At 63.1% G+C, this 26,436-nt stretch carries 24 protein-coding genes; 17 read left to right on the top strand and 7 right to left on the bottom strand.

Annotated elements, in window-relative coordinates; genetic code table 11:
- The first annotated feature begins 87 nt into the window (after nucleotides 1-87).
- A complete protein-coding gene (locus BLW80_RS23960; RefSeq protein WP_093760368.1) occupies nucleotides 88-1,626 on the top strand; it encodes a Do family serine endopeptidase in 1,539 nt (512 codons plus the stop codon).
- Nucleotides 1,627-2,691: 1,065 nt separating this feature from the next.
- Here the strand turns inward: BLW80_RS23960 and BLW80_RS23955 are convergent.
- On the bottom strand, nucleotides 2,692-3,015 hold the full coding sequence (locus BLW80_RS23955) for a hypothetical protein (protein WP_139285909.1): 324 nt from the start codon (nucleotides 3,013-3,015) through the stop codon (nucleotides 2,692-2,694).
- 88 nt (nucleotides 3,016-3,103) lie between these two features.
- Nucleotides 3,104-3,997, bottom strand: a complete 894-nt coding sequence (serB, locus tag BLW80_RS23950) for a phosphoserine phosphatase SerB (protein WP_093760364.1) — start codon at nucleotides 3,995-3,997, stop codon at nucleotides 3,104-3,106.
- Between the two features lie 3 nt (nucleotides 3,998-4,000).
- Between serB and miaA the strand changes: the two genes are divergently transcribed.
- The gene (gene miaA / locus BLW80_RS23945; protein WP_093760362.1) at nucleotides 4,001-4,918 is read left to right on the top strand and encodes a tRNA (adenosine(37)-N6)-dimethylallyltransferase MiaA; all 918 of its coding nucleotides are present in this window, start codon (nucleotides 4,001-4,003) and stop codon (nucleotides 4,916-4,918) included.
- A gap of 60 nt (nucleotides 4,919-4,978) precedes the next feature.
- Here miaA and BLW80_RS23940 read toward each other — a convergent pair whose 3' ends face one another.
- On the bottom strand, nucleotides 4,979-5,326 hold the full coding sequence (locus BLW80_RS23940) for a hypothetical protein (RefSeq protein WP_093760360.1): 348 nt from the start codon (nucleotides 5,324-5,326) through the stop codon (nucleotides 4,979-4,981).
- 428 nt (nucleotides 5,327-5,754) lie between these two features.
- Here BLW80_RS23940 and BLW80_RS23935 point away from each other — a divergent pair, with 428 nt between their 5' ends.
- The 5 genes from BLW80_RS23935 to ilvC all read left to right on the top strand — a co-directional run bounded on the left by BLW80_RS23935 (nucleotide 5,755) and on the right by ilvC (nucleotide 10,909).
- Entirely contained in the window at nucleotides 5,755-7,533 is a 1,779-nt protein-coding gene (locus tag BLW80_RS23935) for an acetolactate synthase 3 large subunit (protein WP_093760358.1), read from the top strand.
- Between the two features lie 163 nt (nucleotides 7,534-7,696).
- Entirely contained in the window at nucleotides 7,697-8,239 is a 543-nt protein-coding gene (ilvN, locus tag BLW80_RS23930) for an acetolactate synthase small subunit (protein ID WP_068738461.1), read from the top strand.
- Between the two features lie 18 nt (nucleotides 8,240-8,257).
- Nucleotides 8,258-9,130: an EamA family transporter gene (locus BLW80_RS23925; protein ID WP_093760356.1), complete on the top strand. Its 873-nt coding sequence runs from the start codon at nucleotides 8,258-8,260 to the stop codon at nucleotides 9,128-9,130.
- Nucleotides 9,130-9,738 carry a LysE family translocator gene (locus tag BLW80_RS23920; RefSeq protein WP_092147295.1) on the top strand — a complete coding sequence of 203 codons (609 nt, stop codon included), beginning with the start codon at nucleotides 9,130-9,132 and terminating at the stop codon, nucleotides 9,736-9,738. Before BLW80_RS23925 ends, BLW80_RS23920 begins: the two co-directional genes overlap by 1 nt.
- Before the next feature lie 151 nt (nucleotides 9,739-9,889).
- Nucleotides 9,890-10,909, top strand: coding sequence for a ketol-acid reductoisomerase (ilvC, locus tag BLW80_RS23915; RefSeq protein WP_089267877.1), 1,020 nt, complete (start codon nucleotides 9,890-9,892; stop codon nucleotides 10,907-10,909).
- Nucleotides 10,910-10,961: 52 nt separating this feature from the next.
- Here the strand turns inward: ilvC and BLW80_RS23910 are convergent, their stop codons facing one another.
- A complete protein-coding gene (locus BLW80_RS23910; RefSeq protein WP_093760354.1) occupies nucleotides 10,962-11,591 on the bottom strand; it encodes a hypothetical protein in 630 nt (209 codons plus the stop codon).
- A 111-nt stretch (nucleotides 11,592-11,702) separates the two neighbouring features.
- Between BLW80_RS23910 and BLW80_RS23905 the strand changes: the two genes are divergently transcribed.
- From BLW80_RS23905 to BLW80_RS23880, 6 genes are all read left to right on the top strand, one after another.
- Nucleotides 11,703-12,431, top strand: coding sequence for a TetR/AcrR family transcriptional regulator (locus tag BLW80_RS23905; RefSeq protein ID WP_093760352.1), 729 nt, complete (start codon nucleotides 11,703-11,705; stop codon nucleotides 12,429-12,431).
- A gap of 176 nt (nucleotides 12,432-12,607) precedes the next feature.
- Entirely contained in the window at nucleotides 12,608-13,498 is an 891-nt protein-coding gene (locus tag BLW80_RS23900; protein ID WP_093760350.1) for an SDR family NAD(P)-dependent oxidoreductase, read from the top strand.
- A 30-nt stretch (nucleotides 13,499-13,528) separates the two neighbouring features.
- A complete protein-coding gene (locus tag BLW80_RS23895; RefSeq protein ID WP_093760348.1) occupies nucleotides 13,529-14,257 on the top strand; it encodes a FadR/GntR family transcriptional regulator in 729 nt (242 codons plus the stop codon).
- Nucleotides 14,258-14,368: 111 nt separating this feature from the next.
- Nucleotides 14,369-15,625: an ABC transporter substrate-binding protein gene (locus BLW80_RS23890; protein ID WP_093760346.1), complete on the top strand. Its 1,257-nt coding sequence runs from the start codon at nucleotides 14,369-14,371 to the stop codon at nucleotides 15,623-15,625.
- A 182-nt stretch (nucleotides 15,626-15,807) separates the two neighbouring features.
- Nucleotides 15,808-17,553 carry a sulfatase-like hydrolase/transferase gene (locus BLW80_RS23885; protein ID WP_093760344.1) on the top strand — a complete coding sequence of 582 codons (1,746 nt, stop codon included), beginning with the start codon at nucleotides 15,808-15,810 and terminating at the stop codon, nucleotides 17,551-17,553.
- Between the two features lie 180 nt (nucleotides 17,554-17,733).
- Nucleotides 17,734-19,440: a sulfatase-like hydrolase/transferase gene (locus BLW80_RS23880; protein WP_093761121.1), complete on the top strand. Its 1,707-nt coding sequence runs from the start codon at nucleotides 17,734-17,736 to the stop codon at nucleotides 19,438-19,440.
- Nucleotides 19,441-19,531: 91 nt separating this feature from the next.
- Here the strand turns inward: BLW80_RS23880 and BLW80_RS23875 are convergent, their stop codons facing one another.
- Together BLW80_RS23875 and BLW80_RS23870 are read right to left on the bottom strand one after the other, a co-directional pair.
- Nucleotides 19,532-21,088, bottom strand: coding sequence for an ABC transporter permease/substrate-binding protein (locus BLW80_RS23875; RefSeq protein WP_093760342.1), 1,557 nt, complete (start codon nucleotides 21,086-21,088; stop codon nucleotides 19,532-19,534).
- Nucleotides 21,085-21,885: an ATP-binding cassette domain-containing protein gene (locus BLW80_RS23870; protein WP_093760340.1), complete on the bottom strand. Its 801-nt coding sequence runs from the start codon at nucleotides 21,883-21,885 to the stop codon at nucleotides 21,085-21,087. Before BLW80_RS23870 ends, BLW80_RS23875 begins: the two co-directional genes overlap by 4 nt.
- Before the next feature lie 368 nt (nucleotides 21,886-22,253).
- Here BLW80_RS23870 and BLW80_RS23865 point away from each other — a divergent pair, with 368 nt between their 5' ends.
- Nucleotides 22,254-23,060: an ABC transporter ATP-binding protein gene (locus BLW80_RS23865; RefSeq protein WP_093760338.1), complete on the top strand. Its 807-nt coding sequence runs from the start codon at nucleotides 22,254-22,256 to the stop codon at nucleotides 23,058-23,060.
- Nucleotides 23,057-23,845 carry an ABC transporter permease gene (locus BLW80_RS23860; RefSeq protein ID WP_093760336.1) on the top strand — a complete coding sequence of 263 codons (789 nt, stop codon included), beginning with the start codon at nucleotides 23,057-23,059 and terminating at the stop codon, nucleotides 23,843-23,845. Before BLW80_RS23865 ends, BLW80_RS23860 begins: the two co-directional genes overlap by 4 nt.
- 178 nt (nucleotides 23,846-24,023) lie before the next feature.
- Here BLW80_RS23860 and BLW80_RS23855 read toward each other — a convergent pair whose 3' ends face one another.
- Nucleotides 24,024-24,485, bottom strand: a complete 462-nt coding sequence (locus BLW80_RS23855; protein ID WP_068738428.1) for a cupin domain-containing protein — start codon at nucleotides 24,483-24,485, stop codon at nucleotides 24,024-24,026.
- Nucleotides 24,486-24,615: 130 nt separating this feature from the next.
- On the opposite strand from BLW80_RS23855, the gene BLW80_RS23850 reads away from it, so the two are divergent.
- Nucleotides 24,616-25,671 carry an ABC transporter substrate-binding protein gene (locus BLW80_RS23850; protein ID WP_093760334.1) on the top strand — a complete coding sequence of 352 codons (1,056 nt, stop codon included), beginning with the start codon at nucleotides 24,616-24,618 and terminating at the stop codon, nucleotides 25,669-25,671.
- 9 nt (nucleotides 25,672-25,680) lie between these two features.
- Nucleotides 25,681-26,388, top strand: a complete 708-nt coding sequence (locus tag BLW80_RS23845; protein WP_093760332.1) for a hypothetical protein — start codon at nucleotides 25,681-25,683, stop codon at nucleotides 26,386-26,388.
- Nucleotides 26,389-26,436: the final 48 nt, after the last annotated feature.

Raw genomic sequence — 26,436 nt, 5'->3', positions numbered from 1 at the left:
TGGCCCGCGCGAAGGCTTGCGCGATGTCGCCGTTCGGGCGCACTCTCAGTCAAATTTGCCGACTCTCTTTTTGGAGACGTTTCCGACATGTCCATCGCTCATCCCTCTCTGAGCTCCGTTTCGCGCCGTGCACCGTATAGCGGCCTGCGTCCGCTGCTGACGGCGCTTTGTTTTGGCGCCGCGGTCGCCGCGTTTTCCGCGCCGGCCTCGGCCCGCGGGCCGGATGGGATCGCCGACGTTGCCGAGAAGGTGATCGATTCCGTGGTCAATATCTCGACCACCTCGACTGTCGAGGCGAAGAACAGCGACAAGGGGGAGGGCGGTGGCCGCGGGGCAATGCCGCAACTGCCGCCAGGCTCGCCGTTCGAGGAGTTCTTCGACGACTTCTTCAAGAACAGGGGCGGGCGCCCTGGCGGCGACAAGAATGGCGGCCTTCAGCCGCGCAAGACCAATTCGCTGGGCTCCGGTTTCATCATCGATACCTCGGGTGTCGTGGTCACGAACAACCATGTCATCGATGGTGCCGACGAGATCACCGTCATCATGAATGACGGCACCAAGATCAAGGCGGAGCTGGTCGGCGTCGACAAGAAGACCGATCTGGCGGTGCTCAAGTTCACCCCGGTAAAGCCGGTGGTCGCCGTCAAATTCGGCGACAGTGAAAAGCTGCGGCTCGGCGAATGGGTGATCGCGATCGGCAATCCGTTCTCGCTTGGCGGCAGCGTCACTGCGGGCATTGTCTCGGCGCGTAACCGCGAGATCAGCAACAACAGCCCCTATGACAGCTATATCCAGACCGACGCTTCGATCAATCGCGGCAATTCGGGCGGCCCGCTGTTCAACCTCGAGGGCGAAGTGGTTGGCGTGAACACGCTGATCATCTCGCCCACCGGCGGCTCCATCGGCCTCGGCTTCGCCGTGCCGTCGAAGACCGTGGTCGGCGTCATCGAGCAGCTGCGCGAATACAAGGAAGTCCGCCGCGGCTGGCTCGGCGTGCGCATCCAGCCGGTGACGGACGAGATTGCCGAGAGCCTGAACATCAAGCCCGCCCGCGGCGCGCTGATCGCCGGCGTCGACGACAAGGGCCCGGCCAAGCCTGCCGGCCTCGAGCCCGGCGATGTGGTGATCAAGTTCGACGGCCGTGACGTCAAGGAGCCGAAGGACCTGTCGCGCATCGTTGCCGGCACCGCCGTCGGCAAGGCGGTCAATGTGCTGATCATTCGCAAGGGCAAGGAAGAGACCAAGCAGGTCACCCTCGGACGTCTCGAGGATGACAAGCCGGTGCAGGCCTCGATCAAGGCCACGCCGGAAGCCGAGAAGCCGGCGACGCAGAAGGCGCTGGGCCTCGACCTCACCGGTCTCAGCAAGGATCTGCGCACCAAGTACAAGATCAAGGACAGCGTGAAGGGCGTCATCGTGACCGGCGTCGATGCCGGCTCCGACGCCGCCGAGAAGCGCCTGGCCGCCGGCGACGTCATCGTCGAGGTCGCGCAGGAAGCGGTTACCAATGCTGCCGACGTCAAGAAGCGCGTCGATGCCTTGAAGAAGGACGGCAAGAAGTCGGTGCTGCTGCTGGTGTCGAATGCCGAAGGCGAGCTGCGCTTCGTTGCGCTGAGCGTGCAGTAGGGGCGCTTTCTTCTCCCTCCCTCAAGCGCGGCGAAGCCGCGCGCAGCGGGGAGGGTGGCGCGTTTGAGAGCGAAGCGAACAAACGTGACGGGTGGGGCGCCCCACGTGAGGGCGTCGCTCGTGGCACCCCCACCCCGGCCTCCACTTCGTCGATGCTGCGCATCGCCTCGTTCGGCCGACCCTCCCCGCCTAGCGAAGCTTCGCTTCGCGCGGGGGAGGGATGCCACAAACGCCTGCGCGTCATTCACAGATTCAACTGTCAAACAGCCACGACCCTTCAGACATGCGTCATCGCCCCCATTGTTTGCGGCGCGGGGGCGCCGTCGTCTCTTGCATTCCCACCCTCTTGTGAGAGGGCGTGCGGAACGCCGGGTGCCCGTTGCACCCTTGGGCCTGATGCGATGCGGTCTTCCGCAATTTTGTGTGCATCAGGACTTTCGGAGGCGCCGAGCGATTGCCCGACGTTCCGCCTGCGGTGTTTTTTCGGTTGCTTGCACATCTGCCATGGCGAACGGTCCCATCACCAAAATTAATGTCCCAGGGCGGAGGGACAGGGTAGCCTCAAGCGAGTAAGCCGAACGCGTTTCGAGTTGGTCGTCCGTCACACTGTCCAGGGCGTCTTTCCATCTCAAGGTCGGCCGTGTCCTTGCCAGTGGCAGTGCTGGCGCAGATCCGTCCTGCCCGAAGACAGACGTCCCCCCTGAACCGCGTGACGCCGCATCTCCGGCGTCCACCGCATCCCACCCCGCGAACGTGACGATCGCGATCGCCCCTCTCGGTGGGGCAGGACGAGGGGGAATATAAACCTTATGGGGATGGTGTCAACGGAAGATAGGAAAAAATGTTTGGCGTCGGCCTGTTGCCCTCACGAAAGCGGGGAGCCCAGTAAACGCCGGCGTTGCGCTTCGTCACGATGGCCTGCGTTTACTGGGGCGCCCGATCAAGTCGGGCGACGACAATTAGAGTTTGCGGCTGAAGCCACCAGAACACGTCGAGATTCCCCGCCATTCCAACTGGAGTGGCGGGGAATCTCGTCATGGGATGAACACTCCGGGAATCTTATTTTTAGGCGGGCGGCTCAGTGACCGGTTCCTTCTCGGGATAGCGCTGTTTGATCAACCAGTCGGCGGTCAGCAGCACCGCGAATGTCGCAAGTAGCAGCAGAACCAGCGTGCGAAGCGATATTGCCTGCTGCCTGTAAGCTTGCTGGAGAACGAGAAACATCGTCAGCCATGCGCCCGCATAGATGCTTCGCCAGCCGGTATGGAGAAGTTGGCGTGCGGAAAGGGGCCTGTCGGCCAGGAACGTCCGCACGCATTCCATTAGGGGCACGAGAATCCAAATCAAAGCGAAGAGCGGAACGAGACCCGATAAATCCAACGGCGGCATGATGACCGGTGCTTTCGTAACTGAAGACCGGTCGTTTGACGCTGCGGCTGCCGCAGTGGTTCAATTTACGTTTAGACTTTGGCCGTGCCTACGCGGTCACAAACGTGCTGCGCTTGTAGCCCTGCGCATACAGTAGCGCGGTGAGATCGCCGTGGTCGATCCGGGCTGCTGCCGATGCAGCCACGGCCGGCTTGGCGTGATAGGCGACGCCGAGGCCTGCATCCTGGATCATCGCCAGATCGTTGGCGCCGTCGCCGACGGCCATGGTGTCGAGATTGTCGAGATCGAAGGACTCGCGCAGCTCGACCAGCGTTGCGAGTTTCGCGGCCTTGCCGAGGATGGGCTCGGCGACGGTGCCTGTCAGCTTGCCATCAGCGACATGCAACACGTTGGCGCGGTTTTCCTGGAAGCCGACGAGTTCGGCGACCTTGGCTGTGAACAGCGTGAAGCCGCCGGAGACGAGGCAGGTATAGGCGCCATTGGCGCGCATGGTCTGCACCAGCTCGCGGCCGCCCGGCGTCAGCGTGATGCGCGAGGCCAGCACCTCATCGACCACGCCGACTTTCAGGTCTTTCAGCAGCGCCACGCGTTCGCGCAGTGCCGGCTCGAATTCGATCTCGCCGCGCATGGCCCGTTCGGTAATCGCAGCCACATGAGCCTTGAGGCCGGCGAAGTCAGCGAGCTCGTCGATACATTCCTGGCCGATCATGGTGGAATCCATGTCGGCGAGAAAAAGCTTCTTGCGCCGGTCGCTGACAGGCTGCACGACAACGTCGATCGGCATGTCGCCGCGGGCTGCGCGGAGGCGGTCGCCGAGCGCGAGGATGTTGTGGTCGCTGGCAAACAGGATATCTGCGGCGACGCCGTCGCTCAGCCAGTGCGCCTCGGTGTCGCCCGGCAGAAGTGCGCGCAGACCGTCGACCACCGTGCTATCGAGAGCGGGATTGGCGGGGTTGCAGATCAGGGTCGCAACGAGAGACATGACGTGAGTTCCAGTCCGGACAACAGAGCGCTGCTTATCGCAGGGCCGACCGCCAGCGGCAAGTCGGCGCTGGCGCTGGCCGTGGCGCGCGCGCGGGACGGCGTGGTCATCAATACCGACAGCATGCAGGTCTATCGCGACCTGCGCGTGCTGACGGCGCGGCCGACGGTCGAGGAAGAAGTGCAGGCGCCGCACCGGCTCTATGGCACGGTCGATGCCGCGGTGAATTTCTCCGCCGGCGCCTGGGTCGAGGAGGCGGCGCGGGTGCTTGCCGAGGTGCGGACGCAAGGCAAACTGCCGATCTTCATCGGCGGCTCCGGACTATACTTCAAGGCGCTGACGCGCGGGCTCTCGGCCGTACCGCCCGTCGCCGCCGAGGTGCGCGACGATGTCCGCGCGCGGCTGGAAAGGGATGGGCCGGAGGCGCTGCATGCGCAGCTCGCTTTGGTTGATCCGGTCTCCGCCGCGCGGCTCAATCTGCGCGACCGCACGCGCATCGCCCGCGCGCTGGAAGTCGTGGAGGCGACGGGACGTTCGCTGACCGACTGGCACAGCGAGGGCCTGCCGCCGCTGCTGCCACCGGAGGGCGTCACCGCGCTGTTTCTGGCGCCGGAGCGCGACGAGCTCTATGCGCGGATCGATGCGCGGTTCGGGCGAATGCTGGACGAGGGCGCGCTGGACGAAGTCGCGGCACTGGCTGCGCGCGGTCTCGATCCGCTGCTGCCGGCGATGAAGGCTCATGGCGTGCCGGCCCTGATCCGGCATATCCGCGGCGAGATCTCGCGCGAGGAGGCCGCGGAGATCGGGCAGGCGGATACGCGGCACTACGCCAAGCGGCAGTTCACGTGGTTTCGGCATCAACTGCCGGAGTTCGCGTGGATGACGGTGGAGGAGGCGGGCATAGCGTGTAGGGCCGACTAGCTTGAAGGCGTAATCCGCCCCCGGCCGAGCCTGGGTCTCGCGCGGCGTCGCATAACTAACCTACGCACGCCGACGGACAGCGACGAAGCTAACGACGAAGATTAGAGACCAGCACACGATGTATGCGGCCACGTACACGATCGACAGGCTGATGGCGAACCCGACATACATATTGTTGAGCCATGTCCTATCGACGATGAATTGGTAGATGCGTGGAATGGTTGCGATCATCGTGAACGGGATCAGCGCAACCTGCTGCAAGACGACGGCGCTTTTGATGTCGCGCTCGAATACAGCCAGCGCCAGCAGCGGTACAGCAAGCGCCGAATAGAGGCCGCAAAGGACAAGAGCAGCTTTATTGGGCTTCTTGGACTTGATCCATTGAAGTCGAGGATGCGCAATGATCATGGTGCATCTTCAGGGCGAGTCGTGGCTGCCGTCAACGTGTTTGCCCCTTCGCCGGGAAATGCGGGGCGTGCCGTTTTTCTGCCGCCGCATATCTGCCCGCCCGATTTTCCGCTCGCCGAACGCCAAAGACCCGGCTAGGCTCCAAAATCAGCGCGATCACAGCAACTTCCCTTGACATCCCCTGTTTGCTGGCTATGTTCCGCGCAAGTTTTGAAAAGTTGGATTGATCCTGTGCGCAACAAAGTTACAAATCTCCTTATTATCGTGGTACCCTGGCGCACCGCCGGGGGTAGCTGACGGCTACCCACGAACCGAGCGGTGTGCACAGGGTCCTGAACGGGCCCTTTTTTATTGTCTGAACTTCAAGCTTTCCGAACCCAGCGACCATCCAGACCAAGCCGCGCCGCAGAGCGCATCCGGAGCGAACCATGAGTGACAGCAAGCCTCACGATCCCAATCAGATGACCGGCGCAGCGATGATCGTGCGCGCGCTTGCGGATCATGGCGTCAAGCACATCTTCGGCTATCCCGGCGGTGCAGTGCTGCCGATCTATGACGAGATCTACCAGCAGTCCGAGGTCGAGCACATTCTGGTCCGCCACGAGCAGGGCGCCGGCCATGCCGCCGAAGGCTATGCGCGCTCGACCGGCCTGCCGGGCGTCGTGTTGGTGACGTCCGGCCCGGGCGCCACCAATATGGTGACGCCGCTGGCCGACGCGCTGATGGATTCGATCCCGCTGGTCTGCATCACCGGACAGGTCCCGACGCATCTCATTGGTAACGACGCGTTCCAGGAATGCGACACCGTCGGCATCACGCGGCCCTGCACCAAGCACAACTGGCTGGTCCGCGACGTCAACGATCTCGCCAAGGTGCTGCATGAAGCCTTCTACGTTGCGACCACCGGCCGTCCGGGTCCGGTCGTCGTCGACGTGCCGAAGGATGTGCAGTTCGCCACCGGCACCTATCATCCGCCGCGCAAGTCGGACGTTCACATCTCCTATTCGCCGCGCGTGAAGGGTGATGCCAATGCGATCCGCAAGGCGGTGTCGTTGCTGGCGGGTGCCAAGAAGCCGATCATCTATTCCGGCGGCGGCGTCATCAATTCGGGTCTCGCTGCCTCGAAGCTGCTGCGCGAGCTGGTCGAGGTCACTGGTTTCCCGATCACCTCGACGCTGATGGGCCTCGGCGCCTATCCGGCATCCGGCCCGAACTGGCTGGGCATGCTGGGCATGCACGGCACTTACGAAGCGAACATGGCGATGCATGACTGTGACGTCATGCTGTGCGTCGGCGCGCGCTTCGACGACCGCATCACCGGACGTACGGACGCGTTCTCGCCGAACTCGAAGAAGATCCACATCGACATCGATCCGTCGTCGATCAACAAGAACATCCGCGTCGATATCCCAATCATCGGCGATTGCGGCAACGTGCTGGGCGACATCCTGCAGGTGTTCAAATCCGAGGCGAAGAAGCCGGACACCAAGGATTGGTGGAAGACCATCGCCACCTGGCGCGCGCGCAATTCGCTGGCCTACAAGAAGAACGACGATGTGATCCTGCCGCAGTTCGCGATCCAGCGGCTGTTCGAGGCGACGCGCGGCCACGACACCTACATCACCACCGAAGTCGGCCAGCATCAGATGTGGGCGGCGCAGTTCTTCGGCTTCGAGGAGCCGCATCGCTGGATGACGTCGGGTGGTCTGGGCACCATGGGCTACGGCCTGCCGGCGGCGCTGGGCGTGCAGGTTGCGCATCCGGATTCGCTGGTCATCGATATCGGCGGCGACGCGTCGGTGCAGATGACGATGCAGGAAATGTCGGCGGCGGTTCAGCACGAATTGCCGATCAAGATCTTCATCCTCAACAACCAGTATATGGGCATGGTGCGCCAGTGGCAGCAGCTGCTGCATGGCAACCGGCTGTCCCATTCCTACTCGGAAGCGCTGCCCGATTTCGTCAAGCTTGCTGAGGCCTATGGCGGCGTCGGCTTCCAGTGCAGCAAGCCCGGCGATCTCGACGGCGCACTGCAGGAAATGATCAAGGTGAAGAAGCCGGTGCTGTTCGACTGCCGCGTCGCGGCGCTGGAGAATTGCTTCCCGATGATCCCGTCCGGCAAGGCGCATAACGAAATGCTGTTGCCGCTCGAAGCGAATGACGAAGCCACCGCCGCGGCCTTCGCCGGCGGCAAGGCGTTGGTGTGATGCAGATAACACAGGCCCTCATCCTGAGGAGCCGCACTCTTGTGCGGCGTCTCGAAGGATGAGTGTCCAAGCTCATGGTTCGAGACGCGCGAAGCCGCGCTCCTCACCATGAGGGATGTAACATCGTGGCGAAAGCCAAACGGGACTTCGACAGGAAACGACAATGGAACAGCCTGCCTCCGCCTATTTCATGGAAGAGCGTCACGATCCCAACGAGACGCATACGCTGACGGTGCTCGTCGCCAATGAGCCCGGCGTGCTCGCGCGCGTCATCGGGCTTTTTTCGGGCCGCGGCTACAACATCGAAAGTCTCACGGTGTCCGAGACCGAGAGCCACAAGCACGTCTCGCGCATCACCATCGTTACCACGGGCACGCCGATGGTGATCACGCAGATCAAGCATCAGCTCGATCGCATGATCCCGGTGCATCGCGTCGTCGACATGACGCTGACCGGCCGCTCCATCGAGCGCGAACTCGCGATGGTCAAGCTGCGCGGCACCGGCGAGCATCGCGTCGAGGCGCTGCGGCTCGCCGAAGCGTTCCGCGCGCGCGTCATCGACGCCACCATCGAGAGCTTTGTGTTCGAGATCACCGGCAATACCGGCAAGATCAACCAGTTCATCGACCTGATGCGGCCGCTTGGCCTCGTCGAGATCTCGCGCACCGGCGTCGCCGCCATCAGCCGCGGACCGGAGGGGATGTAGCCTCCGCGCATCGCAGTCATGAAACCTCTCGACATCGCGTTGGCCGTCGCAGTGGCCGTGATCTGGGGCGTCGGCTTCGTGCTGACCCGGATGGCGGTCGACGAAATGTCGTCGACGCTGCTCACCACGCTGCGCTTCGGCATCACGGCGCTGCCGTGCCTGTTCCTGCCGAAGCCGAAGCTGTCATGGCTGCTGATCGTCGCCACAAGCTGGCTGCTGGTGGCGCAATTCCTGGCGCAGACCTATGGCATGGCGCATGGCGTGCCGGCGGGGTTGACCTCGGTGATCGTGCAGAGTCAGGCGCTGTTCACGGTAGGGGCCGCCGCGCTGTTCCTGCGGGAGTTACCGACCCGGCAGCAAGTCGCGGGTATCGCCATCGCCATGGGCGGGCTGCTGATGATCTGCTTCACGGTCGGCTATGACTTCAGCGTGTTCCCCTTCATGGTGCTGATGATCGCGCCGGTGAGCTTTGCATTCTCCAATCTGCTGCTGCGGCGCGCGCAGGGCGTGCCGATGCTCGACCTGTTCGCCTGGATCAGTCTTGTCGCGCTGCTGCCGTTGCTGGTGGTGCTGTTCAGTGTCGATGGCGCGAGCACGACGTGGCAATCGCTGACGCATGCCTCGCTGAAGGCTTTCGCCTGCGTGCTGTTCCTCGCGGTGGTGGGCACCACACTGGGTTACTGGATCTGGGGCCGGCTGCTGCGCGACTATTCCGCGGCGCAGGTTGTGCCGTTCGCGCTGCTGGTGCCGTTCATTGGTGCGGCGGCGTCGAGCGTCACGTTCGGCGAACAGTTTGGATCACTGCGGTTCGCGGGGATGATCGTCGTCGTGCTGGGGATCGCGGTGATGCTGCTGTCGAAGCGCCCACCCGCGATGGTCGAGGTGGCGTGATGGAACTGTCGCCGCATCTGCTCTGGGCTTTCCTCGTCTTTGCCGTGGTGATGTTCTTCACGCCGGGGCCGAACAACATCATGTTGCTCGCCTCCGGTCTGAATTTCGGCTTCCGCCGCACGATCCCGCATATGGCCGGCGTGACCTTCGGCTTTGCCTTCATGATCGCCGTCACCGGCCTCGGGCTCGGGGCGGTCTTCACGTCAATCCCGATGCTGCAGACGATCCTGAAATATGCCGGCGCGGCCTATCTGGTCTATCTCGCCGTCGCCATTGGCCTGTCGGGCCCGCCCGACCCGGGCGAGGTTGAGCGGCGCAAGCCCATGACCTTCCTTGGCGCGGCGTTGTTTCAGTGGGTCAACGTCAAGGGCTGGGTCATGGCCATCGGCACCATCACGGCCTATGCGGCTGTCGCTATCTATCCCTGGAACGTGGTCGTGCAGGTCATGCTGTCCTTCGTGATGGGTTCGCTCTCCACCATCGCTTGGGCGCTGTCCGGCACCGCGCTGCAATCGCTGGTCAAATCGCCGCGTGCCGTCCGCATCTTCAATGTCACGATGGCAATTTTATTGCTCGCTTCGCTGTATCCCGTGCTGGCCGAGATATGAGCACAAATTCGCCAGCAAAATCACCGTCGCGGGCTTGTCTCGCGGCATCCGTCGCCCTAGAAACCGGCGGCAATTCACGGTCATTTGCCAGCCGGCAGTGACCATTCGACCGGGCGCTTGAAATAAAGTTGCCGAAGAGAGGAACGACCCCATGCGAGTTTATTACGATCGCGACGCCGACCTGAACCTGATCAAGGGCAAGAAGGTCTGCATCGTCGGCTACGGCAGCCAGGGCCATGCCCATGCGCTGAACCTCAAGGACAGCGGCGTCAAGGACGTCGTGATCGCGCTCCGCAAGGGCTCGGCCACCGCGAAGAAGGCGGAAGCCGCCGGCTTCAAGGTGATGGAAGTCGCCGAGGCTGCCAAGTGGGCCGACCTGATGATGATGCTCACCCCCGACGAATTGCAGGGCGACATCTATCGCGACCACATGCACGACAACATGAAGAAGGGCGCAGCGCTCGTCTTCGCACACGGCCTCAACGTGCACTTCAACCTGCTCGACCCGCGCGAAGATCTCGACGTGCTGATGATCGCGCCGAAGGGCCCCGGCCACACCGTGCGTTCGGAATATCAGCGCGGCGGCGGCGTGCCCTGCCTGATCGCGGTTCACAAGGACGTCTCGGGCAATGCCCATGACCTCGGCCTCAGCTACGCTTCGGCAGTGGGCGGCGGCCGCGCCGGCATCATCGAGACCTCGTTCAAGGAAGAGTGCGAAACCGATCTGTTCGGCGAGCAGGCCGTGCTCTGCGGCGGCACCGTCGAGCTGATCCGCGCGGGCTTCGAGACGCTGGTGGAAGCCGGTTACGCACCGGAAATGGCTTACTTCGAGTGCCTGCACGAACTGAAGCTGATCGTCGACCTGATCTATGAAGGCGGCATCGCCAACATGAACTACTCGATCTCCAACACCGCGGAATACGGCGAATACGTCACCGGCCCGCGCATCGTCACCTCGGAGACCAAGGCCGAGATGAAGCGCGTGCTCACCGACATTCAGTCCGGCAAGTTCGCCCGCGACTGGATGCTGGAAAACAAGGTCAACCAGGCCTCGTTCAAGGCGACCCGCCAGCGCAACAACGCGCATCCGATCGAGGAAGTGGGCGCCAAGCTCCGCGACATGATGCCGTGGATCAAGGAAAAGGCGCTGGTCGACAAGACCAAGAACTAAGCGCTTTTCACATCGCAGCTACCAACGGGACCGCGGTGACGCGGTCCCGTTTTTAGTTTGCAGGCACTGCCACGCGCGCCCGGCGACGTTTCAGCACCGCCGCTGCGATCCGCAGTGCCATCACCGCCAGCAACGGCATCAGGAACCAGACATAGTTCGGCATTTGCGGAACGCGCATGCCGAAGCTCACCATGAACTGGAACCAGAGATAATAGATGCCGGCCGTGTGCAGGATGCGCCATGCGCGTGGGCCGATGGCGGCCGCCGAGCGGTCGAATGACGTTGCCGTCATCGCGATGATGAAGGCGTAGCCGATGCCGCCGAAGATGTAGGAGGCGGGTGTGGTCGCTGCCGCATAGTCCACTGGCGCCATCACGGCGAAGCAGCCGATGGCGACGGCGTGAATGGCGTGAGACACTGCGAAAGTCAGCCCGAGATAGCGGCGGTTGCGCCGCAACCAGCGGGTGCCGGATGCCGGCCACAGCAGGGCCAGCGCGGATGCCGCGAAGGCAAGGGCAAAGAACAGCAGCGAACTGCGCGCGGTGAAGCGGATCACCATCCTGACGCCATCGACCTCGAAGCCGCGCATGCCGGCGATCCAGATGCTGAGCGCGGTTAGGACCAGGGTCAGTACGGCGAGCAGCCGCCAGCCTTCGAACCAGTTGCGACGATCCCGTGTCATGACGTTCCCCTGTATTGCCATATGTAATCACCAGTTACATTCGGGGCCGGCGATCCAGTCAATTGTGTAATCGGTGATTACATTCACGATACGGTGATGCTATGCTGGCGCATGTCCAAGTCCGCAAAGCCGCCGCCGTCCAGATCGGCATCGAAGCTGCCTGCGCGAAAACGAGCCGCCCGGCCATCGGTCGTGCCACGTGCCGCGAAGGGGCGAACGGCAACATCGCCGAAGACCTATCATCACGGCGATCTGCGCCGTGTGCTGATTGCGGCGGCGCTTGAACTGGCCGAGGAAGGTGGCGCGGATGCCGTCAGCGTGCGCGAGGCCGCGCGCCGCGCCGGCGTGTCGCCGGGAGCGCCGTTCCGGCACTTCCCCAGCCGCAATGACCTGATGAGCGCGGTGGCGGAAGAGGCACAGCGCCGCTTCCGAGTCTCGATCGCCGCGGCCATCGCCGGCACGTCCGCCGACGATCCGCTGGCGCGGTTTCGCGCCTTTGGCATGGCCTATATGCGCTGGGCGATGACAAACCCGGCGCATTTCGAAGTGATCTCGAGCGGCAAGTATTTTTCCCACGACCAGTCGGAAGCGTTACGCGAGGACAATGATGAGCTGATCGCCATGACCGAGCAATTGCTAATGGACGCCCTGGCGCAGGGACAACTGCGCTCCTCCGATCTGCGCGTGATAAAGATTGCCGGCCGTGCCTTGGTCTATGGCTTTGCCCGCATGAATATCGACGGGCATTTTCCGCGCTGGGGTGTCGCGAATGCCGAGGCGGATCAGATGGCAGAAGCGATCATCACGCTGTTCGTCGATGGGATCGCAAGGCCTGTCTGAGCGGCGAAATCCGTTCGGATACTTATCAAACCTGGCGGCTTGCTGTCGCAGATAGACAAGAGCGGGCCGATCGTCAAAAACCAGTGAGGCCGCGATCCGTAACTCTCGCCGTGACCGCGGCGATGCGGTCTCGGTCTCGGCCAAATTCACGGGCCATCACATCTCAGGTGCTTTTCATGCGATCCATCGTCATCACCGGCGTCTCCACGGGCATCGGCCACGCCACGGCGAAGCTTCTACTCGCGCGCGGTTTTCGCGTATTCGGTAGCGTGCGCAGGCAGGTCGATGCCGAGCGCTTGCAAGCCGAGTTCGGCGCGAACTTCATCCCGCTGCTGTTCGATGTCACCGACGAGGCCGCTGTGTTGGCCGCCGCTGTCCAAGTTCGCGCCGCGCTCAACGGCGAGACGCTTGCAGGGCTCGTCAACAATGCCGGCGTTGCGGTGCCTGGCGCGCTGCTCGATCTGGCGGTGGACGAGTTTCGCCAGCAGATCGAGATCAATGTGATGGGGCCGGTGATCGTCACCAAGGCCTTCGCGCCGCTGCTCGGCGCCGATCCGGCGATGACGGGCGCGCCCGGGCGCATCGTGATGATGAGTTCGGTGTCCGGCCAGTTCGGCAATCCACTGCTGTCGCCCTATAGCGCGTCGAAATTCGCACTGGAGGGGCTGGCCGAGAGCCTGCGGCGCGAATTCATACTGTTCGGCATCGACGTGCTGGTGATCGCGCCGGGGGCCGTGCGCACGCCGATCTGGGACAAGGCCGAGGCGATCGATATGGCGCGCTTCGATGCGTCGCCGTTTCTGCCGGCGCTGACGAAGCTGCGCGAGATGCTGATGAAGCTGGCGAAGAACGGGCTGCCGCCGGAGAAGATCGCTGAGCTGGTGCACCGAGCGCTGACCGCATCCCGGCCGAAGCTGCGCGTGGTGGCGTCGCCGGAGCCGGTCCAGACATGGATCGCCGGCTGGCTGCCGCGGCGCTGGCTGGACGGCATTATGGCGAAGCAGTTGGGATTACGGCCCAATAGCGGGGCCATTTGTCGCCTCGACAGAGGGGCCAAAATGGCCTAATTGGTCTTACCAGATTGGTAGGGTCAGCCCATGCTTGCTGCGGTCAGTACCGACACCTCCGACGCCGTTCGGAAGACGCTTGAATTCGTCCGGCACCACCGGCTTGCGAAAGGCGACCGGCTGCCGTCGGAGCGGGATCTGTCGGAGCGGTTCGGGGTGACGCGCGGATCGGTCCGCGAGGCGCTGGCGGTGCTCGATGCCATGCGCATTACCGAGCGGAAGCCCAAATCAGGAATCTATCTGCGCAATGCGCTGGAAGACAGCGGGCTTGATGCGCTGGTGCTGCAGGCCGACCTTGGCCTGCCCTTCGATGCGCAGGTGACGCGCGATGTCACCGAGGCCAGAATTCTTTGCGAGGAACAGGCGTTCCGGCTGGCCTGTCAGCGCCGCACCGACGCCGATCTCAAGAAGCTGCATCAGCTGCTCGACACCTATGCGGCGCTTGTCGCCAAGGGCAGCAACCTCGCCGATGAGGACGTGGCATTCCATCTTGCGGTTGTCGCGGCGAGCCAGAACCGCGTGTTGGTGCGCACGCTGACGCCGCTGATGCTGATGAGCACGGGCTGGCGGCGCCGCTATTTCGCCTCGGCGGAGATCCGCCAGCGTTCGCTCGACGATCACCGCGCTTTCGTCGCCGCCATCGAAGCCCGCGACGAAGCGACAGCCACGATGCTGGTGCATCGCCACGTGCAGACCGCAGCCGAAGACGTCCGTGCGCTGGCCGAGCAGGGCGCCACGGACACTGGCAGCAAGGACTGATCTCGACGAACACGCATCTGACGAGCCGTTCAACAATCCCGACAAACGGGAAGGCTCGGATCGCATACGGCAACGGCCGTCACTTATGGAAACGCAAAAGAAGGACAGAAAATGCGCATCACGACGACTTCCAGGGCCGCGCCAGCGGCCGCCAGCATCATCGCTGCGTTCGCAGCTGCGATTGCACTGGCAGCGAGCCCGGCACTGGCGCAGAAGGCATATGGCCCCGGCGCCTCTGACACCGAAATCAAGATCGGCAACACGGTGCCCTATAGCGGCCCGGCCTCGGCCTACGGCATTCTCGGCAAGGCCTATGGCGCCTATTTCAAGAAGATCAATGATGAGGGCGGCATCAACGGCCGCAAGATCGTCTTCATCTCCTATGACGACGCCTATTCGCCGCCGAAGACCGTGGAGCAGACGCGCAAGCTGGTCGAGAGCGACGAGGTGATGGCGATCGTCGGCAATGTCGGCACCGCCGCGAATGCCGCGATCCAGAAATACGTCAACGCCAAGAAGACGCCGCAACTCTTCCTGGCGACCGGTGCCACCCGCTGGAACGATCCGAAGCAGTTTCCATGGACCATGGGCTGGCTGCCGAGCTACCACGCCGAAGCTGCGGCCTATGCGAAGTATCTTCTGAAGGAGAAGCCGGATGCCAAGATCGGCGTGCTCTATCAGAACGACGATTTCGGCAAGGACTATCTGAAGGGACTGAAGGAAGGTTTCGGCGACAAGGCGGCGTCAAGGATCGTGGCTGAAGCGAGCTACGAGGTTTCCGAGCCGACCATCGACTCGCAGATCGTCAAGCTGAAGGCCGCCGGCGTCGATACGCTGTTCTCCTTTGCTGTCGGAAAATTCGCCGCACAGTCGATCAAGAAAGTCGCCGAGCTCGGCTGGAAGCCGCTGCACATCGTGCCGAATGCGAGTTCGTCGGTGGGCAGCGTGATCCGTCCGGCAGGCTTCGAGAATGCGCAGGACGTTTTGTCTGCGACCTTCGCCAAGGATCCGACCGATCCGCAGTGGAAGGACGATCCGGGCATGCAGAAGTTCTACGCCTATGTCGAGAAGTACATTCCGGAAGGCAAGGCGATGGAGAGCACCGTGCTGTCCGGCTACAGCATCGCCCAGACCATGGTCGAGGCGCTGAAGCAGTGCGGCGACGATCTCACCCATGAGAACCTGATGAAGCAGGCGGCCAACCTCAAGAACGTGCAGCTCGACGGGTTGCTGCCAGGGGTGACCGTCAACACCAGCCCGACCGACTTCTCGCCCATCGACCAGTTTCAGATGATGAGCTTCAAGGGCGAGCGCTGGCAGCGCTTCGGCGAGATCATCAAGGGCGAGACGCCGACCGCAGTGCGGTAGAGGCGAGGGATGACGACGGCAGGCGGTGCCAGGACCGGCACCGCCTGCGTCGAAAGGTTCATTGTCCGTTCACGACGCCTGTATTACGATTTTGTGACATTCCGCAGGGTCCGGGCGCGGCGTGAGCCGGCTGGCCGTTGCCAGACAGGGCAGTTGTCTTGCCGGGTGTTCGCAGGCAAGTCATGCTGCCGTTGCCGATCTCAGTCTCTCCGGCGCAAGCCGGTCGCCGCTTCAAGGAGCGATTGGCGGCCGCCTTGCAGTATGTTCGACAGTGGCCGCTGCGCACGGCGCTGATCGCCGCGATCCACACGCTTGCGATCTATGTTCTCGCCTCGGTCGAATACGGCCCGTTCGCCACCACGCTGGCGCTGTTCACATGGGGTTTGCTGAATTTCCTGTTCCTCGCGCTGTTCAAGCGGCCCGGCGTCAGCGCGGTGCTGTCGCTGCTGCTGGTCACGGCGCTGATCGTGCTGTCGCAGTTCAAGTTCGGCATCACGCAGCTCACGCTGACCTTCCTGGATTTCCTGATCATCGATCGCGACACGATCTCGTTCCTGCATTCGATCTTCCCGCAATTGCGCACCCATCTGCTGATCGCCGCTGCCGTCGCGCTGCCGATCCTGTGGCTGATCTGGCGCGCCGATCCGTTCCGCCTGCGCCGCCGCACAGCGCTGGCCTGTGCGGGCGTCTGCATGGTCGGAATCGTCGGTCTGTCGGCAGCCAATCCCGAAAAGCCATGGGAGCCGTTCCAGGGCGTCAATCACATTTCCAATCTGGCGCGTTCGGGCGTGGTCTCGGTCTCGCATCTGACCGCGACCGGCTGGATCGAGGCGGACTCCAAGAGCCTCGTGAGTTCGGCGCAGGCATCGCCGATGACCACCTGCGAGCCGGGCGTGAAGCGGCCGAACATCGTGATGGTGCTCGACGAGTCGTCATTCGACATCTCGGCGGCGCCGGGCATCAAGGTGCCGGCCGGCTATCACGATAACTTCAAGTCTGCCGATGGCCAGCAGCGCGCGCTGATTACCGAATCCAGCGGCGGGCCGACCTGGTACACCGAGTTCAACATCTTCACCGGGCTGTCGGCGCGCTCCTTCGGTGCGCTGAAGTTCTATGTCACCCGCATCGCCGCCGGAAAGATCTCGCGGGGCCTGCCGCAGGCGCTACAGCGCTGCGGCTACAAGACCTTCTCGCTGTATCCGACCTACGGCAATTTTCTCAGCGCGCGCAGCTTCCAGGAGGGCGCCGGCATCGATGGCTTTATCGACATGGCGGCGATGGGCGTCAGCGAGGACATGCAGCCCGACAGGTTCTATTTCGATCAGGCCAGGGACCTCATCGCGCGCGAGAGCAAGACCGACCAGCCGGTCTTCGTGCTGGTCTATCTCACCGCCAATCACTTCCCGTGGACCACGACCTATCGCGACGACCTGACGCCGGCCGGCTGGCAGGCGCCGGGCAATACGGCCGAGGTGGATGAATATATCCGCCGTCAGGCGATGACGGCTGCGGACTACAAGGCCTTCGTCGCGCAGCTCCAGAAGGATCATCCGACCGAGCCGTTCCTGCTGGTGCGGTTCGGCGATCATCAGCCAGCGATCGCGCAGAAACTGCTCGAACCCGATCTGCCGCAGCCGAAGCGTGCCGACCGGATCATGACGCATGATATCCGCTACTACATGACCTACTACGCCATCGACGCGCTGAACTACCGGCCCGAACTGTCATCGGCGCTGCCGGTGCTCGATGCCGCCTATCTGCCTGTGATGGTGCAGGAGGCCGCGCGTGTGCCGCTCGATCCATCCTTCGTCGAGCAGAAGAAGATCATGCTTCGCTGCAAGGGCGTGTTCTATGGCTGCAAGGGCGGCGATGAAGCCAGCCGGTTCAATCGGTGGCTGATCGATGCAGGGCTAATCAAAGATCTCTGACCCGGCCGGCTGCAGCAGTGAGGGCAGGTGTCTGTCCATCCCGTTCAGGCCAAGGTCATTGCCCGTTCATGACGATTACATTACAAATTAATGACATATCGCAGTTTCCGGCTGCGACATGCGCCCTCTGGCCGTCGCCAGCCCAGGCCCGAGGCCTCGCCGGTGGTGTTGCGTGCCGCCATGGCGCCTCCGCTCAATCCAGTACCCAGCGTCTCGTCAACTGCTGTCGCCGCGCCGACCAGCGTGTGGCGGCTGTTGGCCGTGGCTGCGCCGCATTTCGGCGCGCTGCTGGTGATGTTCCAGACCGAGACCGATCTGGTGGGTCGGATCGGCTTCGTGCTGGCCTGGGCCATTCTCAACTTGTTCTGGATTGCGCTCTTGCGCCGTCCCGCGCTTTCGGGAGCGCTGTCGCTAACCCTGGTCGTCATCTTGGTGCTGCTGTCGCGGTTGAAGCACGACGTAGTCCAGATGACCGCGAACTTCGTCGATCTGATGGTGATCGACCGCGATACCGCAGCCTTCCTGTTCACGATCTTTCCGAACCTGCGCTGGTCCGCCATCGGCGCTGCCGTGGTGGTGGTGCCGCTGATGTATGCGCTGTGGTGGCTCGATCCGTTCCGCATTCGACGGCTGCCGGCGCTCGCCGCGCTGACGGCTTGCCTCGCCGCATTGACGGGATATGCGTTAGCCTGGCCGGATGAAGCCTGGCGCGGCTATTACGATGACGGCTATCTGTCGAAATTCGCGCGCTCCGGCGTCACCGCCGTGTCGGACTTCAGCAGCCACGGTTTCATGGAGTCCGACGCGGTCATCACCGAGCGGCTGAAGTTGCCGCTGGAGGATTCCTGCCATCCGGCGGGACGTCGTCCGCACATCATCATGGTGCATGACGAGTCGTCCTTCGACATCCGTCAGGCCGCCGGCGTGAAGACGCCGAAAGGCTATGGCAGCCACTTCAATTCATGGGATGGCAAGGCGCGCAAATTTCTCGCCGAGAGCAATGGCGGGCCGAGCTGGTTCACCGAATACAACGTACTGGCCGGACTCTCGTCGCGCTCGTTCGGGCCGTTCTCCTATTTCGTCACGCGGATCGCTTCGGGCCGCGTCGAGCGCGGATTGCCACTGGCGCTACGCCGCTGTGGCTACAGCACTATCTCGCTCTATCCGGCCTTCGGCGCCTTCATGAGCGCGCGCAGCTTCCAGACCACCACCGGCGTCGAGCGCTTCTATGACGCCAAGGATCTCGGTGCCAAGGGCGTCGAGCCCGACAGCTTTTTCTATGATTCAGCGGCGCGCCTGATGGCCGAGCAGCCGCCGGCCAATCCGCTGTTCATGTTCGTCTATCTCGCCGCCAATCACTTTCCGTGGGAAACCAGATTTCGCCCCGACATGACGCCAGGCTGGCGTGCGCCCGGCAACGTGCCGGTGGTCGACGAATATCTGCGCCGTCAGGCGATGAGCGTGGATCACTATGGCGCGTTCGTCGCGAAGTTGAAGAAGCAGTTTCCAGCGCAGCCGTTCCTGATCGTACGCTATGGCGATCATCAGCCGGAATTCGCGCCGGGCATTCTCGATCCCAACATGGATGAAGCGGGCCTGGGCAAGAAGCTGCAGAGCTACGACCCGCGCTATTACGCGACCTACTACGCCATCGACGCGATCAATTTCGAACCGGTGAAGAGCGCAACGGTGATGGACACGATCGACGGGCCGTATCTGCCGCTGGTCATCCAGGAAGCTGCAGGCATTCCGCTGGACCCGTCCTTCGAGGAGCAAAAGAAGATCATGCTTCGCTGTAAGGGACTGTTTTACGCCTGCAAGGACGGCGCGGAAGCGCGACGATTCAATCGCCTGCTGATCGATGCGAGGATGATCAAGAATTTGTAACGCCGGAGTTCGTAGGATGGGTAGAGCGCAGCGAAACCCATCGCTTTTGTGGCTCGCCATTGATGGGTTTCGCGAAGACGCTCTACCCATCCTACTTTTTTATCCTGTCCCACATCCACCGCGCCACGCTCTCCGGCGAACTCGTCGCATCATTCCCTGCGGCGCGCAGGTTTGCCTCGCGCATCAGCGGCAGATCGATCTTGCCGAGCAGCGGCTGCAACGCGCTGCGCAGCTTCTCATCGTCCGCGCGTTTCGGCGCCAGCAGCATGATCGCGTCATAGGGCGGGATCGCATGTTTGGGATCGTCCAGCACCACGAGATCGTATTTCGCGATCAGTCCGTCGCTGGTATAGCCGGCGATGACATCGACCTCGCCGGAGGCAACAGCGGCATACATGAAATCCGGCTGCATGGTGCGCTGGGTCTTGAACGACAGGCCATAGGCCGTTTTCAGTCCCGCCCATTCCGGCCGCGAAAAGAACTCGTAATCGCCGGCAATGGTCATGTTGCCGCTCAGCGCCGCGAGGTCGGCAGCGGTCCTGACCCCCAGCGCCTCGGCCTTTTGCCGCGGCATCACCAGCGCATAGGCATTGGCGAAACCGAGTTCGCCGAACAGCGTGATGCCTTGTTTCGCCAACGTCGTCTTCAGCTCGGTCAGCAACTTCTCGCGCGGCAGGATCTCGGTGCGGTGAAACTGGTTGGCCCACAGCGTGCCGGAGTAATCGATATAGACATCGATATCGCCGGAGGCCAGCGCATCATAGATCACGCTGGAGCCGAGACCCTGCCGCGTCGTGGCGGGCAGGCCGCCCGCCTGCAGGCGCTGCGACATCAGCGCGGCCAGCACATACTGTTCAGTGAAGGTCTTGGCGCCGACCACGATGCGCGCGCCGGAGCGGGCGAAGGAGGGCGCGAGTGTGACGATCACCAGCGCCGCGATACCGAGCACGCCGATGGCGGTGCGGATACGGCTGCGCAGGCGGATGCCGGTCTCGATCAGCGCCAGCAACTGATCGACGGCCAGCGCAAGAACTGCCGCGGCGACGCAGCCGAAGATCACTAGAACCCAGTTCTGTGTCTGCAAGCCTGCAAAGATGTAGTTGCCGAGCGAGGTCTGGCCGATCGGCGTTGATAGCGTCGCGGTGCCGATGACCCACACCGCCGAGGTGCGGATGCCGGCCATCATGACAGGCAATGCCAGCGGCAGTTCCACCATCGTCAGCGATTGCCGCGGTGTCATGCCGACGCCTTGCGCGGCCTCGGTCAATGCGGGGTCGACGCCGTTCAATCCGGTGATGGTGTTGCGCAGCACCGGCAGCATCGAATACAGCGCCAGCGCCAGCACCGCGGGCAGAAAGCCGAAGGCCGAGAAGCCGACGCCGAGATATTGCAGCGACAGCGCTGCGAGCGCCAGCAGCAGCGGATAGAACAGCGCCAGCAGCGCCAATCCGGGGACTGTCTGCACGATGCTGGCCACGCCGAGCAGCGCGCTGCGCAGCACCGGCCGGTGCCGTGCCATGATGGCCAGCGGCAGGCTGATGACGAGGCCGAGCGCCAGTGCGGCGAGGCTGACGCGCACGTGGCTGCCGAGATAATCCGGCAGATGCCCGAGCGCGTCGCTCCAGCGCGGATCGGTGAACAGGCTCATGTCGCGCCGCCTTGGGGCGCCGTGCCATCCTTCGGCAGCAGTATCTGAAGTCGTTCTGCTTGCCGGCGCGGTGTGCCCAGCAACTCGCCGACATAGGGATCGGTGCTTTCGGATAACTGAGTGGGCGTGCCCTCCGCGAGCAGTTTGCCGGAGTGCATCACCGCGATCCGGTCCGCGAGCAGGATCGCCTCCGTCATGTCATGGGTGATCATGATGGTGGTGAGGCCGAGGCTGCGATGCAGCGCGCGGTAGTCGTCGCCCAGCGCATCGCGGGTCAGCGGATCGAGCGCGCCGAACGGTTCATCCATCAGTACGATGCGCGGCTTCGCAGCCAATGCTCGCGCGACGCCGACGCGCTGGCGCTGGCCGCCGGAGAGTTCGTGCGGGAAGCGGTCGCGATGCTGTGTGCGGTCGAGGCGCACGAGATCGAGCAATTCATCGACACGCGCGGCGATCTCCTTGGGCGGCGTGCCAAGCAGTTTCGGCGTGATGCCGATATTGTCTTTGATGCTCATATGCGGAAACAACCCGCCGCTCTGGAACACATAGCCGATGCGCCGGCGTAGTTCGATGGGATCGACCTGCGCGACGTCCTCGCCGGCGATGGCGATGTGTCCCGCGTCCGGCGCGATCAGCCGGTTGGCCAGCCGCATCAGCGTGGTCTTGCCGGAGCCGGAGCCGCCGACCACCGCGAGGAACTCGCCTTCGGCCACGTCGAGCGAAACGTCATCGACGGCTTTGATGGCCCCGCCGTCGAAGCTCTTGCTGATGCGAGAGAAGCGGATGAGGGGACTCATGCGCCGGATATCTTACGCGGTGCGTCGTCGCTTACCCTCCCCTGGAGGGGGAGGGTCGCCACGTGCGAAGCACGTGGCGGGGTGGGGTGAATGGGAAGCTCCATGGATGAACATGTCACCCCACCCCGGACAACGCGACCGCTGCTGCGCATCGTTCGCGTCGCCCGACCCTCCCCCTCCAGGGGAGGGTGAAGATGGGGCGCCATCGATGTACCGAGTTCTGAAATCATCGCTGCAAAGCTATCATGCAGCATCTGGCCCACCAACCCGGCCCCACCGTTGAATTATCAACCCTGCAGCGCTAAGCCAGTCCCGGAACAAAAACACTCTGGGGGACGCGCGTGCAGGCAGGTGGGGCCGCGGCATCGATGGCGGTGGCGCTTGATGACGCGACAGTGGCGTTCGGTATTGCCGACAATCGCATCTATACGGCGGTAGAGAAGGCAACGCTTCGGGTGGCGGATGGCGAGTTCGTCGCCATCGTCGGGCCGACCGGCTGCGGCAAATCCACACTGCTCAATGTCGCTGCCGGTCTGCTGGCGCCAGCCTCCGGTGCTGTCCGGATCTTCGGTCAGCCGCTGGGCGGACTGAACGCACAGGCGGGTTACCTGTTTCAGGCCGACGCGCTGTTTCCCTGGAAGACCGCGCTGGACAATGTCGCCATCGGACTGGAGATCGCCGGCATAGCACGCGACGAGGCGCTAACGCGGGCGCAGGACTGGTTGACCTCGGTGGGTCTCGGCGCCTTCGCCGGGCGCTATCCGCATATGCTGTCGGGCGGCCAGCGCAAGCGCGTCGGTCTTGCGCAGGTGCTGATCCGCAATCCGAAAATTCTGCTGATGGATGAGCCGTTCGGGCCGCTTGACGCACAGACCCGGCAGGTGATGGGCAACCTGTTGCTGGATCTGTGGAGCAGGGATCGCAAGGCGGTGCTGTTCGTCACCCACGATCTCGAAGAGGCGATCGCGCTGGCGGACCGCGTCGTCATCATGTCGGCGGGGCCTGGTTCGCGCATCATCGGCGACTGGAAAGTGCCGTTGCCGCGGCCGCGCGATATTTTCGAAGTGCGGCTCGACAAGGATTTTCACGCGCTTCACCGCGAGATCTGGAGCGTGCTGAAGGACGAAGTGATGAAGGGCTATGCGCAGTCCGCTGGTATGGGAGCCGCGTCATGACGCGGCCTGTATTGCTGCTGTGTCAGGTGCTCGTCGCCGTGGTCGTCATCGGGCTGTGGCATGTGTTCACCACCGTGCCGATGTTTGGCCGCATCCTGCTGCCGCCGTTCTTCTTCTCCAACCCATGGGATGTCGGCAGCCAGATTGTTAGCTGGTTCGCGTCAGGCATTATCTGGAAGCATCTCGGCATCACGCTGCTGGAGTCGGTGCTGGCCTTTGTCATCGGCTCGACGCTGGGCGTGCTGATCGGCTTCTGGTTTGCGCGCCAGCCGCGTCTCGCCGCGATCTTCGATCCCTATGTGAAGATGGCCAATGCGCTGCCGCGCGTGGTGCTGGCGCCGATCTTCGCCCTGTGGCTCGGACTCGGCATTTGGTCGAAAGTGGCGCTCGGCGTCACGCTGGTATTCTTCATCGTCTTCTTCAACGTCTATCAGGGCGTCAAGGAAGTCTCGCCGACGGTGCTCGCCAATGGCCGCATGCTGGGCATGAGCGAGCGGCAGTTGATGCGCCATGTGTTCTGGCCGTCGGCACTGTCGTGGATGTTTTCGTCGCTGCACACCGCGGTGGGTTTTGCCGTGGTCGGCGCCGTGGTCGGCGAATATCTCGGCTCCGCGGCGGGGCTGGGTTACGTGATCCAGCAGGCGGAGGGCACGTTCGATGTCGCCGGCGTGTTCGCGGGCATGTTCGTGCTGTCGGCCTTTGTCATTGCCATCGATGTGCTCGTGTCGGTGGTCGAGAAGCGCTTGCTGGTGTGGAAGCCGGTGGCGAACGAAGGGCGGAGCTGAGACGATTCCCTCGCCCCGCAAGCGGGGAGAGGGTGGATCGAATGACCGAAGGTCATTCGAGACGGGTGAGGGGGAGCTAGCGAGTGAAACACTGGCTCCCCCTCACCCGGATCACGCGCTGTCGCTTGTGATCCGACCTCTCCCCGCAGGCGGGGCGAGGTTAAGCAGAGCCCGTGGCTTACGGCAGCGGCTTGGTGTCGTCCGGGGCCTGCGGCGGGGTCTTGATGGCGATGGCGCGGAATGGCTTGCCGTCGGGCTTGGTGCCGCCATGGGGCGTGCCCTTGGGGATGATGATGAGGTCGCCGGCCTTGACCTGAACTTCCTTGTCGCCCAGCCACACGGTGCCGGTGCCTTCGAGGATGTACTGGATCTCGTTGGTGTTGGGATGCATGTGCTTCACCACATTGCCGTCCTGCACCGAGATCGTCGCGCCGTCGGCCTGCATGAACATCTTGGAGCGGAAGCCGGTGGGCGAGGCCGGGCCGAGTGCGTCGCCGACGAGTTCGGGGACGTGGATGACCTGGGCGGTGATGTTTTCCGCGGCCTGTGCCGGCGTGATGCCCTCGGGCACGAGATGCGTGATGAGACAACCGGCGGCGAAGGCTGCGGTGATCGAGAGTGTCGCAGTGATGCGCTTCATGAACGTTCCCCCTGGATGACAATGATTTGCCGCGCGGATGCTATGTCGCGGGACGTGGGTTGACCAGTGCCGGCTTTCCAACCGGCGGAGGCTCCTCTATCCTCCGCGCCTGATAGCAGCGGAGGAAACAATGACAACAAACATAAAAACCGGCTTGAGCCGTTTATTCCCCACACGTCTTTTCCTTGCGAGCCTTTTGTCGCTGTTTCTCGTTCATCCCGCTGCAGCGCAAACCAACGTGACCATCGCCATCGGCGGCGGGGCGTGCCTGTGCTATCTGCCGACCGTGCTGGCCAAGCAGCTCGGCGAATATGAGAAAGCGGGTCTCGCCGTCGAGCTGGTCGATCTCAAGGGCGGCTCCGATGCGTTGAAAGCCGTGCTCGGCGGCAGCGCCGATGTGGTTTCCGGCTATTTCGATCATTGCGTCAATCTCGCCGCCAAGAAGCAGGAGCTGCAGAGCTTCGTGGTCTATGACCGCTATCCCGGTCTCGTGCTGGTGGTGTCGCCGAAGCGCACCGGCAAGATCACGTCGATCAAGGATCTCGCCGGCAAGAAAGTCGGCGTCAGCGCGCCGGGCTCGTCGACAGACTTCTTCCTGAAGTATCAGCTCAAGAAGAACGGTCTCGATCCGGCTGGTACTGCTGTGATCGGCGTCGGCCTCGGCGCGACGGCAGTGGCGGCGATGGAGCAGGGGCAGATCGAAGCCGCCGTGATGCTCGATCCTGCCGTCACCGTGCTGCAGGGCAGCCACAAAGACCTCACGATTCTCAGCGATACCCGGACGCAGAAGGACACGCTGGCGGTGTTCTCCGGCGAATATCCCGGCGGCGCGCTGTATTCGACGACCGCATGGGTCAAGGGACACGAGAAGGAAGTGCAGGGTCTGACCAACGCGATCATGAATACGCTGAAATGGATTCACAGCCATACGCCGGAAGAGATCATGGCGAAGATGCCCGAAGGCATTGTCGGCAAGGACAAGGAGCTCTATCTCGCGGCGCTCAAAAACACGCTCCCGATGTATTCGGAGACGGGGCTGATGGATCCGAAGGGCGCAGATGCCGTGCTCGCCGTGTTCAGCGAGGGCTCGCCGGAGGTGGCGAAAGCCAATATCGATGTCAGCAAGACCTACACGAATAAATATGTCGAGCAGTTCGCCAAAACGATGGGGACGAATGCGAAGTAGGTTCTGCGCATGATGACGCCGGTCATTCACCGCGTCACGCAACTCGACCTCACACGCAGCGATTGGCAGTGGCCGTTCGCGCGTGAGCGGCGGGACGAGATCGACGCTCACTTCGCAAGCAAGCGCGACGAGAAGCCGCAACTGTTTAATGGGCGCGTGTTGCTGGCGCGCAATGCGCAGTTCACCGGCGACCAGTTTAGCGCGGAATATTTCGAGACCGATTTTGCGAGCTTTCTGGCGTGGCGGGATTGGCGCTGTCCCGATACGGACGTGTTCAACGGATTTGGCATGGGCGCGCTGCGTGCCAGCGACGGCGCCTTCGTGCTCGGCGAGATGGGGCAACATACATCCAATGCCGGACGCATCTATTTTGCGGCGGGCACGCCCGATCTGGACGACTTGCGTGGTGACGTGGTCGATATTGCCGGCAGTGTGACCCGTGAAGTCGAGGAAGAGCTTGGTCTGACAGAAGCCGATTATCGCGCCGATGCTGGCTGGTCCTGCGTCGTGACGGATCTCTCGGTGGCGATGATGCGTCTTCTAAATGCGGATCAGCCGGGTGAGACGCTGCGCAGCACCATCGAAGCCAATCTTGCCGGTCAGGCATCCCCTGAGCTGAGCGGAATTCATCTGGTGCGCAGCGAAGCCGACTTCACCCCGACGATGCCGCTGTTTGTGACAGCGTTTATGACAGCGCAACTGACGCCAGCGGCGTGATCTGCTGGTATTGCCGGGATCGGCGCGCTACGCTTGCAATCCCCGTGT

Origin of the sequence: Tardiphaga sp. OK245, from assembly GCF_900108575.1 — a bacterium.
Classification (GTDB): Bacteria; Pseudomonadota; Alphaproteobacteria; order Rhizobiales; family Xanthobacteraceae; genus Tardiphaga; species Tardiphaga robiniae.
The sequence above is the reverse complement of the archived record's forward strand: the minus strand, read 5'-3'. Positions and strand labels throughout refer to the sequence as shown.